At 61.4% G+C, this 14070-nt stretch carries 12 protein-coding genes; 5 read left to right on the forward strand and 7 right to left on the reverse strand.

Features of this window, described 5'->3' with window-relative positions; translation table 11 throughout:
• Positions 1-81 precede the first annotated feature (81 nt).
• Both AB4P90_RS21235 and rlmKL read right to left on the reverse strand, forming a co-directional pair.
• Positions 82-2466: a diguanylate cyclase gene (locus AB4P90_RS21235; RefSeq protein ID WP_020302639.1), complete on the reverse strand. Its 2385-nt coding sequence runs from the start codon at positions 2464-2466 to the stop codon at positions 82-84.
• 200 nt (positions 2467-2666) lie between these two features.
• Positions 2667-4931 (reverse strand): bifunctional 23S rRNA (guanine(2069)-N(7))-methyltransferase RlmK/23S rRNA (guanine(2445)-N(2))-methyltransferase RlmL, encoded by a 2265-nt coding sequence (gene rlmKL / locus AB4P90_RS21240; RefSeq protein ID WP_014719473.1) that lies wholly within the window; start codon positions 4929-4931, stop codon positions 2667-2669.
• Between the two features lie 532 nt (positions 4932-5463).
• Here rlmKL and rmf point away from each other — a divergent pair.
• Positions 5464-5679 carry a ribosome modulation factor gene (rmf, locus tag AB4P90_RS21245; protein ID WP_002553055.1) on the forward strand — a complete coding sequence of 72 codons (216 nt, stop codon included), beginning with the start codon at positions 5464-5466 and terminating at the stop codon, positions 5677-5679.
• Between the two features lie 121 nt (positions 5680-5800).
• Here the strand turns inward: rmf and AB4P90_RS21250 are convergent, their stop codons facing one another.
• From AB4P90_RS21250 to AB4P90_RS21270, 5 genes are all read right to left on the reverse strand, one after another.
• Positions 5801-6820 (reverse strand): quinone-dependent dihydroorotate dehydrogenase, encoded by a 1020-nt coding sequence (locus tag AB4P90_RS21250; RefSeq protein ID WP_057701027.1) that lies wholly within the window; start codon positions 6818-6820, stop codon positions 5801-5803.
• A gap of 85 nt (positions 6821-6905) precedes the next feature.
• Entirely contained in the window at positions 6906-7373 is a 468-nt protein-coding gene (locus AB4P90_RS21255) for a transglycosylase SLT domain-containing protein (protein WP_014719475.1), read from the reverse strand.
• A complete protein-coding gene (locus tag AB4P90_RS21260; protein WP_014719476.1) occupies positions 7360-7749 on the reverse strand; it encodes a winged helix-turn-helix domain-containing protein in 390 nt (129 codons plus the stop codon). The genes AB4P90_RS21255 and AB4P90_RS21260 overlap by 14 nt, the downstream gene beginning before the upstream one ends.
• A gap of 164 nt (positions 7750-7913) precedes the next feature.
• Positions 7914-8129: a FliM/FliN family flagellar motor switch protein gene (locus AB4P90_RS21265; RefSeq protein WP_003193267.1), complete on the reverse strand. Its 216-nt coding sequence runs from the start codon at positions 8127-8129 to the stop codon at positions 7914-7916.
• Positions 8130-8144: 15 nt separating this feature from the next.
• A complete protein-coding gene (locus tag AB4P90_RS21270) occupies positions 8145-8876 on the reverse strand; it encodes a secretin N-terminal domain-containing protein (protein WP_395605355.1) in 732 nt (243 codons plus the stop codon).
• A 246-nt stretch (positions 8877-9122) separates the two neighbouring features.
• Here AB4P90_RS21270 and AB4P90_RS21275 point away from each other — a divergent pair, with 246 nt between their 5' ends.
• The 4 genes from AB4P90_RS21275 to AB4P90_RS21290 all read left to right on the forward strand — a co-directional run bounded on the left by AB4P90_RS21275 (position 9123) and on the right by AB4P90_RS21290 (position 13936).
• Positions 9123-10322 carry a CmpA/NrtA family ABC transporter substrate-binding protein gene (locus AB4P90_RS21275; RefSeq protein ID WP_014719479.1) on the forward strand — a complete coding sequence of 400 codons (1200 nt, stop codon included), beginning with the start codon at positions 9123-9125 and terminating at the stop codon, positions 10320-10322.
• A gap of 13 nt (positions 10323-10335) precedes the next feature.
• Positions 10336-10911, forward strand: a complete 576-nt coding sequence (locus AB4P90_RS21280) for an ANTAR domain-containing response regulator (RefSeq protein WP_003193274.1) — start codon at positions 10336-10338, stop codon at positions 10909-10911.
• A 146-nt stretch (positions 10912-11057) separates the two neighbouring features.
• Complete coding sequence (locus tag AB4P90_RS21285; protein ID WP_003193275.1) at positions 11058-12269, forward strand: NarK/NasA family nitrate transporter; 1212 nt, start codon at positions 11058-11060, stop codon at positions 12267-12269.
• Entirely contained in the window at positions 12269-13936 is a 1668-nt protein-coding gene (locus AB4P90_RS21290; RefSeq protein ID WP_395605356.1) for a protein kinase, read from the forward strand. The genes AB4P90_RS21285 and AB4P90_RS21290 overlap by 1 nt, the downstream gene beginning before the upstream one ends.
• Positions 13937-14070: the final 134 nt, after the last annotated feature.

Raw genomic sequence — 14070 nt, forward strand, 5'->3', positions numbered from 1 at the left:
TGTTTTGGACGCTCTGCGTCCGCGCTCAAGGCGTGACGCGGAGCGTCTTAGGATGCATTCCCACGCAGAGCGTGGGAACGATCATTCAAGCGTCAGGGCTTCCTCGACGCGATCCCTGCCCGCCTGCTTGGCCACGTACACCGCCGAATCAGCGCGCAGCAGCAAGCCATCGATACCTTCGTCGATCCGCCAACTGGCCACGCCGAAGCTGGCGGTAACCACCCCCACCGGCTCCATCGCCGCATCACGCAACGACTGCCACAACTGCATCGCCAGGCTGTAAGCCTGTGCGCCATCAGTGTTGGGGCACAGCACCACAAACTCTTCCCCACCCAGCCGGCAAAATACATCGGTACGGCGCAAGCGTTGGCCGATACGCTTGCACAACTCCTGCAACACGCCGTCGCCCACGGCATGGCCGTGCTGATCGTTGATGCGCTTGAAGTGGTCGATATCGAGCATGATCAACGACAGCGCGCCAGAGGTACGGTTGAGCCGGAGCATTTCGCCCTTGAGACGATCCTGGAAATAGCGCCGGTTATAGATCCCTGTCAGGGAGTCGGTAATGGACAGTGCGCGCAGTTCATCCTCGACCCGTTTGAGATCAGAAATATCCGATACATAACCGTGCCAAAGCGTACCGCCTCCCGGCAATTCTTCCGGCGTCGCTTCGCCGCGAATCCAGCGCAGGCCTCGCTGAGGTAATTGCACGCGGTACTCTTCGCGCCAATGGCTCAGTTGCAACGCAGAAAGGCGTATCGAGGCACGCACTCGCTCCAGGTCCAAAGGGTGAATGCGCTCCAGCACCTTGCCCGCATCCTGCTGCAGCACGCCCAGTTCGATTTCATAGATATCGCGCATGCCTTCACTGGCATAGATGAAACGCCAATTGTCCTGTGGTTCCAAAGTGAACTGGAAGATTCCACCCGGTACATGGGCACTGAGTTTTTTCAGCAGGCGGTCGCGTACCGCAAGGGCCTCATAGGCGCGCTTTTGCTCGGTGACATCCAGGTAAATCGCCAAGTGCCCGACCCACAGGCCATGGTCATCCAAGAGCACGGTCGGCAACATGTTGACCGTCAGTTGGCTGCCATCCTTGCGCACCAGCGTCCACTCACGCCCTTCATGTTGACTGTCCGGGCTCTCCACCAGCATCGCCTGGCTCGCTGGAATGCGCTTGCCCAGCGCCCTGCTCAACGGCTCAGCGCGGGCGTCGAGTTCCGCGGCCACGTGCAGGCGGTCCAAGGTCATATGCCCCAGCACCTCCTCGGCCGTAAAGCCCAACATCTGTTCGGCACCGGCATTGAAGGTGTTGATCACACCGCGCAGGTCAGTGGCAATGATCGCCACTTGAGTCGCCGCATTCAGCACGCTGCGCAGTTGCCCATGGGCACCGCGCAACTCCTGCTCACGGGCACGCAATTGAACGGTGCGTTGCTCCACCAGTTTCAGTGCGCGCTGGCGCTGGCTGACCAGCATGTAAAGCAGCGCACTGAGCAAGGCGCTGAGCAACACGCCCATCGCCAGAATGGCGTGCATCGAAGAATGGTTGGCCTTGTCGAACACTTCGCTGGCGCTCAGGCTCAGGGCGTAGACATGATCGCCCAGGGTGAGGCGACGTGCAGCCGTCAAGCCACTGCTGCCCAAGGCGTTACTGGACGCGTACAACACCCGTTGCTGGGTGTCGGAGGTGTCTACGATCTGCATCACCAGGTTGTCCCGGTTGGGCCTGGGCAACCCCTCGGCCACCAGCTGGCGCATGCTGATCACCGCCATCACAAAGCCGTAAGGCTCGGCATCTGCGACTTTGCTCACGGGCGCCACCAACAACACGCCTGCCGCATAAGCGGGCTCCACACCCACCAATTGCATGGGCTGTGACACCGCCAACTGGCCGCTTTCTTGCGCACGCGCCAGCGCTGACCGGCGCAGGGGCTGGGCCAGCAGATCAAAGCCCAGCGGCGAGCCCAGCAAACTTTGGGTCTGGCTGTACAGCACCGGTACGTATTCATCGCGCTCGGCCGCGGGCGCCAACTCACCTGCAGTATTCAGTTCGCGGATACTGAAGGGAATGCCACGCTGGCGAGAAATGTCCTGCTCAAACAAGCTGCGCTGCGTACGAAATATCCGTGGTGCCCAGGCATAGGCACGGGCATGCAACAACAGCGGTTTGGCGAAACCGTCGAACTCGGCGCGGGATACCTCTGCGGAATTGACGAAGAAACGCTGCAGGCTGCCCAGGCGTTGTTCCTGATCTTCAAAACGTTCCTGGATGCGGCTGTAGCGTTCGTTGACCAGCAACTGGAACCGCTGGCGCACCTGCTGCTGATACAGGTCCGAAGCCGCCCACGCGACGACCACCGTCAGCGCGCTACCGACCAGTAACACCACCAATGCCACCAGCCAAGCCGATGCCTGCTCACTGATAAAACCAAGGATTTTCGGGCGAACGACTTGCATCGGCATAGGCAACACTCACAGCGCCAGTGTGCGGGGGTGTCACTTTGGCTAGGGCTTAAGTTATAGCCATCGGTCATGGGTTTGACCAGTGCAAAAACAATAGGAGCGAGCTTGCTCGCGAAGAACCTGAGAGCGCTGCGTTAAACCGGATACGCAGCGCTATCGTTGACGATCTTCGCGAGCAAGCTCGCTCCTACAGAGAAAAATCAGCGTGCGGTGATTTTCCAGGCGCGGTGGATCTTGGCATTGCGCGCAAAATCAGGGTCGATGGTCTTGTCGCTGATTTCCTCGACCGCATAGCGTTCGCTGAGGTTGTCTTCCAGCTGGAACTTGCGGAAGTTGTTGGAGAAGTACAGCACGCCACCCGGCGCCAGGCGTGCCATGGCCAGGTCGAGCAACTGCACATGGTCACGCTGCACGTCGAAGATGCCTTCCATGCGCTTGGAGTTGGAGAAGGTCGGCGGGTCGATGAAAATCATGTCGAATTCATCGCGGCTCGCTTCCAGCCACGCCATCACGTCACCCTGTTCCAGGCGGTTCTTGTCGGAGAAGCCGTTGAGGGAGAAATTGCGACGCGCCCAGTCCAGATAGGTCTTGGACAGGTCGACGCTGGTGGTGCTGCGCGCGCCGCCCTTGGCAGCATGCACACTGGCTGTGGCGGTGTAGCAATACAGATTGAGGAAGCGCTTGCCCGCCGCTTCCTTCTGGATGCGCATGCGCATCGGGCGATGGTCGAGGAACAGGCCGGTGTCCAGGTAATCGGTGAGGTTGACCAGCAACTTAACGCCGCCTTCACTGACCTCGGTGAACTTGCCTTGGGCACTCTGACGCTCGTATTGCTTGGTGCCGCTCTGACGCTCACGACGCTTGACCACCACACGGCTCTTGTCGACGTTCAGTGCCTGGGGAATTGCCGCCAAGGCATCGAACATGCGGGCCGAGGCTTTTTCCGGGTCGATGGATTTAGGCGCGGCGTATTCCTGCACGTGCACCCAATCGTGGTACAGGTCGATCGCCATGGAGTACTCAGGCATGTCGGCGTCATACACACGGTAGCAATCCACCCCTTCGCGCTTGGCCCATTTGCCCAACAGCTTGAGGTTCTTCTGCAGGCGGTTGGCGAACATCTGCCCGCCTTCGCTCAAGCGCGCCTGTTCCACCACGGGGGCCGGGGCGGGCTTGATCGGGTTGCCGTTCTTGTTGTACTGACGCTCTGCCGGCTCGCTCGGGGCCTGGTCGTAGGCCGCTTGCTCACGTTCGGCCTGGCGCTGTTCAGGAGTGCGGCGTTCGCCGGTGACGAACTGGTCCGGATTGACCTTGATCAGCAGCAACTTGCACGGCAATGCGCCGTTCCAGAACGAATACTGTTTGTGGCTGCGGATACCCATGCGCTTGCCCAGGTCCGGCGCGCCGGTGAACACTGCGGCTTCCCAGCCCATACAGGCTTGGCGCAAGCGTTCGCCGAGGTTCTGATAGAGATACAACAGGCTGGCTTCGTCACCCAGGCGCTCACCGTAGGGTGGGTTGCAGATCACCAAACCTTTCTGATTCTGATCCGGGCGCGGCTCGAACGTGCCCACTTCGCCCTGGTACACCTTGATCCAGTGGCTCAGGCCGGCGCGTTCGATGTTGTTGCGTGCGGGCTGGATCAGGCGCGGGTCGGCTTCGTAGCCACGTACCCACAGCGGCGGCTTGTTCATGCCGATGGCCGCCCGCTCAGTCGCCTCGGTATGCAGCTTTTTCCACAACGCCGGGACGTGACCCAGCCACGTGGTGAAACCCCACAGCTCACGGTTAAGGTTGGGGGCCATGTCGGCGGCGATCATTGCGCCTTCAACCAGGAAGGTGCCGACACCGCACATCGGGTCGGTCAGCGCGCCGCCTTCGGCGGCAATACGTGGCCAGCCGGCGCGAATCAGGATCGCCGCTGCCAGGTTTTCCTTCAGGGGTGCCGCGCCCTGCTGCAGGCGGTAGCCACGCTGATGCAGGCTGTGGCCGGAAAGGTCCAGGGACAGGATCGCTTCGCCACGGTCCAGGCGCAGGTGAATGCGCAGGTCAGGGTTGATCTTGTCGATGGACGGACGCTCGCCGGTCGGGGTGCGCAGTTTGTCGACGATCGCATCCTTGACCTTCAGCGCCCCGAAGTGGGTGTTGTCGATCCCCGAGCCGTGGCCGCTGAACTCTACCGCGAGGGTACCGTCGGGGACCATGTGGTCAGCCCACTCGATGTCCAGCACGCCGTGGTAAAGATCCTCGGCGTCTTTCATCGGGAAACGCTTGAGCACCAGCAACACGCGGTTGGCCAAGCGCGACCAGAGGCACAAGCGGTAGGCGGTTTCCATGTCAGCCATGCCGCGCACGGCCGAGGTGTGCTCGCGGGCTTCCTCAAGGCCAAGCCCGACGGCTTCCTCGATCAGCAGGCCTTCGAGGCCCTTGGGGCAGGTGAGGAAGAGTTCAAAACGGTCCGACATGGGGCATTCCAGGCTTTTCAGCAATAAGTGAACCGGCGACGCATCGCCGGTTCGGTTTTCAATCAAGCACTTTTCTCGAAGAGTGCTCGCGTGGCACGAATGTGCCGTTCCACCCCGTCTGGCGGGCTCTTGAGCCTTTATTGGCGAGGCAGAAGAAGAATGTTGCGCAACAAAAAGAAATATTCCGACCCTTCGTCGAATAATAACCGACTGCAATAGGCGGGCATTCTCACTAAGGAATTAAACCTTTCCTCTTTACAGGGCACATCATAGCTGGCTTTGCCCTATAAAAGGGGCGAATAACCAGCCCAGCTTATGGCTATAGCATCGTTATCGTTACGTGCTTATGACAAAACGATCATTGAATACATGTGACCTATTGGTTAGAACTCAACACAGGTTGGCGCCGTAACGGTGCCAACACATTGGCTCGCCACGCCGGCAGCGAGCCCACCAACGGCAGAAAAACTCTGCCCGGCCTTGGACAAGGCCGAAGGATATCTAGACAGTCAACAAGTGAGGGAAACACCCTATGAGAAGACTTAAGCGTGATCCGTTGGAAAGAGCATTTTTACGCGGATATCAATATGGCGTTCATGGAAAATCCCGTGAGCTTTGCCCATTTACTCTACCGTCGGTACGCCAAGCCTGGATCAACGGCTGGCGAGAAGGACGCGGCGACAACTGGGACGGTATGACTGGCACTGCGGGCATCCACAGACTCAACGAACTTCACGCCGTCGGCTAATCAGGGGATTTAATTGCGACACACACATCTTTGAACTTGTAGCGACTTAACCACGCGCGCCCCATCCGGGCGGCGGGCTTCGGCCCAGGGGCTCCTTTATGGAGCCCTTTTTATTGCCTGATCAGCGCAAGGCAGCGATGGCATCCACCGACTGGCGAATCAATGCCGGGCCTTTGTAGATGAAGCCGGAGTACAACTGCACCAGGCTGGCGCCGGCCGCGATCTTCTCAGCCGCGTGTTTGCCTTCGGTGATACCGCCCACAGCGATGATCGGCAAACGCCCAGCCAACTCGGCCGCCAGCACCTTGACGATATGGGTGCTCTTATCCCGCACCGGCGCGCCCGACAGGCCGCCGGCCTCGTCACCATGGGCCAGGCCTTCGACGCCCACGCGGCTGAGGGTGGTGTTGGTCGCAATCACCGCGTCCATCCCAGAATCCACCAGGGCCTGGGCCACCAGGACGGTTTCTTCATCGCTCATGTCCGGCGCGATCTTGATGGCCAGCGGCACACGCTTGCCATGCCGCACGGCCAGGTCTTCCTGGCGCTGGCGCAAGGCTTCGAGCAGTTGCTTGAGGGAATCGCCAAATTGCAGGCTGCGCAGCCCCGGGGTGTTGGGCGAGCTGACGTTGACGGTGACATAGCTGGCGTGGGCGTAGACCTTGTCCAGGCATATCAGGTAGTCATCCACCGCACGTTCCACGGGCGTGTCAAAGTTCTTGCCAATGTTGATACCCAGAATGCCGGTGTACTTTGCCGCCTGAACCCGCGACAGCAGATGGTCGACGCCGAGGTTGTTGAAGCCCATACGATTGATGATCGCCTCCGCTTCCGGCAGCCGGAAGATGCGAGGCTTGGGGTTGCCCGGTTGCGGCCGTGGGGTCACGGTGCCGATTTCGACAAAGCCGAACCCCAGTTGCGCAAACCCGTCGATGGCCGCGCCGTTCTTGTCCAGGCCGGCAGCCAGACCGACCGGGTTGGGGAAGTCGAGCCCCATCACCGACACCGGCACTTTCGCCGCTGCCTTGCATACCAGGCCATTGAGCCCCAGACGGCCACCGGCACCGATCAGGTCCAGGGACAGATCGTGGGAGGTTTCCGGGGAGAGTTTGAACAACAGCTGGCGGGCCAGGGTATACATGGGCGGGCTAGACTCGGATGGCGGCAAAAGGTGGCGCTGATTATAGCCGGGGTGGCGGCCTGCATGCGAGGCGTGCCACCTGATCTCATTGACGTTGCGCCGTCAACGCCTCATAACGCACCCAGATCCTTTCGGCGTAGCGCAGGCGTAATGCCTCACGCTGTGGCCCGGGCCCCGGCCCCACGTTGTAAGCCCCAACCGCCGTCCAGTTATAGCCAAAACGCTGGATGAACTCGGCAAGAATCGAGGCGCCTACTTCTACCGACAGGCAGGGCTCGCTCAACAGCCGTTCTTCGGTAATGCCTTGCTTGAGCAAGCGCGGCAAATGGATGCTGTTGATTTGCATCAAGCCGATATCCCGCGTGCCATTGCGGTTGGTGTAGTTCATCGCTTGCGCCCGGTAACCCGATTCGACCGAGGCGATAGCTTGCAGCAACTCCGGCTCAAGGTCGTGGCGGCTGGCCGCCTCTTCCCAGCAAAAGGCCCAGGCCTGGCTGCTGCCCATCAATACCCCGAGCACCAGGCCTTTGCCCCATGCCTTAACTCTGGACATTGCTGGCCTGACCACAGACGGCGCACACGTGCGCCACTGCCCTGGGTTGATCACCTGTGCGCACCGGGCAGGTAAAGCGATAGCCCTTGCCATAAATCGTCTTGATAAAGCCTTTGTCGGCCCTCAAGTGCTTGCGCAGGGAATAGATACACCGCGTGAGTGACTCATCGGCCACTTCCCCCCGAGGCCAGGCCAGTTCCAGCAAGCGGTCCTTGGTCATCAGCGCGCCGCCGGAAGCCAGCAGCAACCGCAGCACATGCCCCTCCTTGGGAGCCAACTGAATATCCGCCTCCACACCCGTCAACCGGCCATCGCCATGCAAGGTCCAACGAGCGAAGACCAGGGACGTCGTCGTTTCATCCATTACGACGGCCATACGCACCTCTGTAGTCGACTACTGACATTCAAATCCATACTGTGTGAACCAATTCATCTGCCATTGGCATGACTATAAAAACCGCGCCCCGTACCTGCGTTAGGAAAAAACCCATTCATTTGCCTTTTTTGGGCCGAAGCCGGTCAGATAATTCGCTCGCACCCTTATCGCGGCAGCCACTCCTGAAAGGTTTCCTGTAATTCAACTCCTAGCCGATCCTCCAACTGCACCAACTCTCCCACTGCCATCAGTTGCCCATTGACCCGCACCTCCACACAGCGGGTGACGCCTGGGTCCAAGGGCAGCACCTTCCCCGGTGCGAATGCGGCCAAACGCTTGCGGCTGATCAGTTGCTCCTGCAGCAATATTTCCAGGTGCATGGACAAACGCCTTTTTCAGGGGGAAGACTCAGGGTCCGCTCGCAGGAACGCACGTCGCACGTACTCATATTGCGCGGCGGTCAACTGAGGTGCGCCGACCAGTTGCACGTCTCCACCGACAGCCTGCGCCGGCCCCGGCGAGGCTTCATCCAGCGGCTGGGCGACATCCAACTCGGCCACCCGTTTTTCGATAACCTTCACTTGGGCAGGTGAACCCTTGATCAACAGACTGTTGGTATCCGGATAAGCCATTAACACAAGGCGGCCATCGGCCAGTTGGTCCTTCTGCGCCTGGGATAACCGAGCTTTGATCATTGAAGCCATGCCCGGTACAAGGACCCTGTTGGCACCTGCGCCCTGCAGGTGATCGTCCACGAGGACGTTGATCACTTTCACCACGCCGAATAACGACGCATGCTCTGGCACCTTGCGTGGGGGGCGGTCCATCAGTTGAGCGAGGCGCAATACCTGGTCGACATAACGGGAAGGCCCGGTTACATAGAACGTACGCGCGCCGTTTTCACGCAGGGGGTAGCGCGGCTCATCCAGCCCCGCACGCCGCATGATGCCGCGCAGCCTATTGACGGAAATATGCCGCAGCACCACCGCCGAGCTTCTCTCGTCTTCGGCGCCGTAGAGCGGCAACTCCTCGCCACGGGCCGTGGCATTGCCCAGTACCAGCACGGCGCACAGCAGCGCGCTGTACAGCCAGCGGCAATTGAGGGTTGCGAGGTAATCAGCGTGCACCGTGGGTATGCCTGGCGGTCTGGCCTGAAGAAGCGGCCATACTGCGAGGCGCACGAGGTTCAATCATGATCGAAAGCTGACGGCCTGTTGCAACCGCCCCACCCATGGCATGTGCCTTGCTTTGCACTCTGTATCAGGCTCGCACCAAAGGCGGCACGGGCCTACGGACAAAGGCGTCGTTCCCCTGCAATGGCCTATACGCCAACCAGGGAAACGGCGCTTTTTTTTAGAAAAAGGCAGGTATTGATGAACGATCCGCTGGCTTGGGTAAACGGCAGCGATGCCCCAGAAAAGAGCAGCCTGGACCTGGGGTTCATGGCCCTGACCGATTGCGCCTCGCTGGTGGTCGCCGCCACCCAGGGCTTCGCCCAACCCTACGGCCTCACACTCAACCTCAAGCGCCAGGCGTCCTGGGCCAACCTGCGCGACAAGCTGGTCAGCGGTGAATTGGACGCCGCCCACAGTCTCTACGGGCTGATCTATGCCGTACACCTGGGCATCGGCGGCGTCGCCCCCAGCCCCATGGCGGTGCTGATGGGGCTGAACCAGAATGGCCAGGGCATCAACCTGTCCCATGGCCTGCAACAGCAAGGGATGATCACTCCTGAGGCGTTGAAGCGCCATGTGCACCAAAGCCGGACAAAACTCACCTTCGCCCAGACGTTTCCCACCGGCACCCACGCCATGTGGTTGTATTACTGGCTGGCGAGCCAAGGCATTCATCCCTTGCAGGATGTGAACAGCGTAGTAGTGCCGCCGCCACAAATGGTGGCGCACCTGCAAGCCGGCCGCATCGACGGCCTTTGCGTGGGTGAACCTTGGTGCGCCAGCGCAGTGCAACAGAACCAGGGCTTTACCCTGGCGACCAGCCAGGCGATCTGGCCGGACCACCCGGAAAAAGTCCTGGGCTGCACCCAAGCCTTCGTTGACGCCTACCCCAATACCGCACGCGTGCTGGTCATGGCGATCCTGGAGGCCAGCCGGTTTATCGAGCAGAGCCGTGAAAACCGCCGCTCTACCGCCCAGTTGCTCAGTGCCCCTGAATACCTCGATGCGCCTGTGGCTTGCATCGAACCACGCTTGCTGGGGGACTATGACGATGGCCTGGGCAACCAGTGGCAAGATCCCCATGCACTGCGCTTTTTCGCCGACGGCGAGGTGAACCTGCCCTACCTCAGCGATGGCATGTGGTTCATGACCCAGTTTCGGCGCTGGGGCTTGCTGCGTGAAGACCCGGACTACCTGGGCGTCGCCCGGCAGGTGCAGCAACTGGCGCTGTACCGCCAGGCGGCCGAGACGCTGGGCATTACCCCGGGCAACTCGGACATGCGCCGCAGCCAGTTGCTCGACGGCAAGACCTGGGACGGCAGCGATCCCGCCGGCTATGCCCGCAGCTTCCACCTTCACGCCTTGGCCGATGACGCCAATCGCCAAGCGCTGCGCTGACAGGAGCCGGACGATGCTGCGAATCCTGTTGATCAACGACACCCCGCGCAAGGTAGGGCGCCTCAAGGCCGCATTGACCGAGGCCGGCTTCGAGGTGATCGATGAGTCCGGCTTGACCATCGACCTGCCCGCACGCGTCGAAACAGTGCGTCCTGATGTGATCCTGATCGATACCGAGTCACCCGGGCGCGATGTGATGGAGCAAGTGGTGCTGGTCAGCCGCGATCAGCCCCGGCCCATCGTGATGTTCACCGACGAGCACGACCCGAATGTGATGCGCCAGGCCATCAAGTCCGGCGTCAGTGCCTATATCGTCGAAGGCATCCAGGCCCAGCGCCTGCAACCGATCCTCGATGTGGCCATGGCGCGCTTCGAGAGTGACCAGGCCCTGCGCGCCCAGCTTCATGCTCGCGACCAGCAACTGGCCGAACGCAAGCGCATCGAGTTGGCCAAGGGCCTGCTGATGAAGATGAAGAGCTGCAACGAGGAAGAGGCCTACACCCTGATGCGCCGCCAGGCCATGAGCCGTCAACAGAAACTGATCCAGGTGGCGGAGCAGATTATTGCCATGAGCGAGTTGCTCGGCTGATCTGGCTCAGCTCTTGCTAAAGAATTATCACAGGTAGCCAACGGCGGTTGCCCCCTCACGACAAAGACGTCGCCCACCCGGTTTGCCCTTGCGAACCCGGTGGCGGCGTTTTTTCGTTTCTAGACCCCCAACCGTTGAGGTGCGTGATGAAATCAAGCTTCTGGAAATCCGGGCACACCCCGACCCTGTTTGCCGCGTTCCTGTATTTCGACCTGAGCTTCATGGTCTGGTACCTGCTGGGCCCCCTGGCGGTGCAGATTGCCGCTGACTTGCACCTGACCACCCAACAGCGCGGCCTGGTGGTGGCCACCCCGATCCTGGCGGGCGCGGTGCTGCGCTTTTTGATGGGAATGCTGGCCGACAAGCTGTCGCCCAAGACCGCCGGGCTGATTGGCCAGGTGATTGTGATCGTGGCGCTGTTCTGCGCCTGGAAACTGGGGATCCACAGCTACGAACAAGCGCTGCTGCTGGGCATGTTCCTGGGCATGGCCGGTGCGTCCTTCGCCGTCGCCCTGCCCTTGGCATCACAGTGGTATCCGGCGGAGCACCAGGGCAAAGCCATGGGCATCGCCGGCGCCGGTAACTCCGGCACCGTGTTTGCCGCGCTGCTGGCGCCCGTGCTGGCGGCCGCCTTTGGTTGGAGCAACGTGTTCGGCTTTGCGCTGATCCCACTGGTGCTGACCCTGATCGTGTTCGCCTGGCTGGCGCGCAATGCCCCTCAGCGGCCAAAAGCCAAAGCCATGGCCGACTACTTCAAGGCCCTGGGCGACCGCGACAGCTGGTGGTTCATGTTCTTTTACAGCGTGACCTTCGGCGGCTTTATCGGCCTGGCCAGCGCCCTGCCCGGCTACTTCAACGACCAGTACGGCCTGAGCCCGGTGACCGCCGGCTATTACACCGCCGCCTGTGTGTTCGGTGGCAGCCTGATGCGCCCATTGGGTGGCGCCCTGGCAGACCGGTTCGGCGGGATCAAGACTCTGCTCGGCATGTACAGCGTGGCGGTGATCTGCATTGCGGCAGTGGGGTTCAACCTGCCCAGTTCCTACGCGGCGCTGGCGCTTTTCGTCTGCACCATGCTCGGCCTGGGCGCTGGCAATGGGGCGGTATTCCAACTGGTGCCACAGCGTTTTCGCAGTGAGATCGGCGTCATGACCGGCCTGATCGGCATGGCCGGCGGCATCGGTGGCTTCGCCCTTGCGGCGGGCATGGGCGCCATCAAGCAGAGTACTGGCAGCTATCAACTGGCCCTGTGGTTGTTCGCCAGCCTCGGTGTGCTGGCCTGGTTCGGCCTGCATGGGGTGAAACGGCGCTGGAGAACCACCTGGGGTTCGGCCGCCGTGACCGCCGCCCGCGTCTGATGAGCCTACAACTGAGCGTCGCCCAGGCCAGTGCCATCGGCCCGCGCAGCGAGAACCAGGATGCGCTGCGGGTGGTCACGCCCATGGCGGAACTGGCCGCGAGCAAAGGCTACCTGTGCGCGCTGGCCGACGGCGTCAGCCAGTGCGCCGACGGCGGCCTGGCCGCACGCTCGACCTTGCAGGCGCTGGCCGTGGACTACTACGCCACGCCGCAGACTTGGGGCGTGGCCCAGTCGCTCGAACGTCTGTTGGTCGCGCAGAATCGCTGGTTGCAAGCCAACGGCGGCGGCCAACCGTTGCTCACCACCCTCAGCGCCCTGGTGTTTCGCGGCCAACGCTTCACCCTGGCCCATGTCGGTGATTGCCGGGCGTATCGTTGGCTTGACGGCGAGTTGCAACGCATCAGCGAAGACCATGTGTGGGAACAGCCGGGCATGCAGCATGTACTCAAGCGCGCCCTCGGCCTGGATCAGCACCTGGTGCTGGACTTCCTCGATGGTCCATTGCGCGAGGGCGAGTGTTTCCTGCTGCTCAGCGACGGGGTATGGGCCACGCTGGGCGATCACAGCATCGGTGCGATCCTGCGCGAGCAAAGCGACCTCGACCTGGCCGTCAACACCCTGGTCAGCGCCGCCCACCTGGCGGGTAGCCAAGACAACGCCAGCGCCTTGCTGGTGCGCATCGATCAACGCGGCGCGGCCACCCTCGGCGACGCCCTGGTGCAGTTGCAGCAATGGCCACTGCCGCCACCGCTGAAAGTCGGACAAATCTTTGAAGGCTGGCAGGTGCAAAGCGTGCTGGCGCAGAGTCGGCAGTCGTTGCTGTACCGCGTGCACGACGCCCAGGGGCACCCCTGGCTGCTCAAGACCTTGCCGTTGCGTTGCGACGATACCGATGCGGCCCAGGCCTTGTTATCGGAGGAATGGTTTCTGCGCCGGGTCGCCGGCCGGGCCTTTCCCGAAGTGCATGCCGCCAGTGGCCGTCAGCATTTGTACTACGTGATGCGCGAATACGCCGGGCAAACCCTGGCCCAACTGTTCCAACAACAGGGCCCTCTTCCGTTGGCACAATGGCAGTCGATTGCAGAACGCTTGCTGCGCGCCGTGGGCCTGCTGCATCGCCGGCAGATCCTGCACCGCGACATCAAGCCAGAAAACCTGCTGCTGGGAGAAGATGGCGAACTGCGAGTGCTGGACTTCGGCCTGGCCTATTGCCCCGGGCTCTCCGAGGACCGTGCCCACCTGCTGCCCGGTACCCCAAGTTTTATCGCACCCGAGGCGTTCGCTGGCGAGCAGCCTACGGTACAACAGGATTTGTATAGCGTCGGCGTGACCTTGTATTACCTGCTGACTGGGCATTACCCCTACGGTGAAATCGAGGCCTTCCAACGGCCCAGGTTTTCCCAACCCGTCAGCGCCAGCCGTTATCGCCCCGACTTGCCGGAGTGGTTGCCGCACAGTCTGGAACGAGCGCTGTTCGCTGTCCCGGGCCAACGCTATGAAACCGCCGAAGAATGGCTGTTGGTGCTGGAGCAGGCCGACCGCCGCGAATTGAGCCTACGCCCACGGCCTTTGCTCGAACGCGAACCCTTGAAAGTCTGGCAGACCCTGGCGATGGCCTCGCTTTTGCTCAATCTGGTGCTGTTGTACTGGTTGATGCACCACTAACGGGCAGAATCCGCCGACTCTCTGTGTAAACGCCCAGTAAAACTGGGGCTATAGGGACTTGGCACAGCTGCTGCATTAGCTTTTGCCAACACCCCACATATAGCCGCTCCTTCAACGACGAAGGGCCGAGCTTC

Source organism: Pseudomonas sp. B16120 (assembly GCF_044218845.1).
Taxonomy (GTDB): Bacteria; Pseudomonadota; Gammaproteobacteria; order Pseudomonadales; family Pseudomonadaceae; genus Aquipseudomonas; species Aquipseudomonas paracarnis.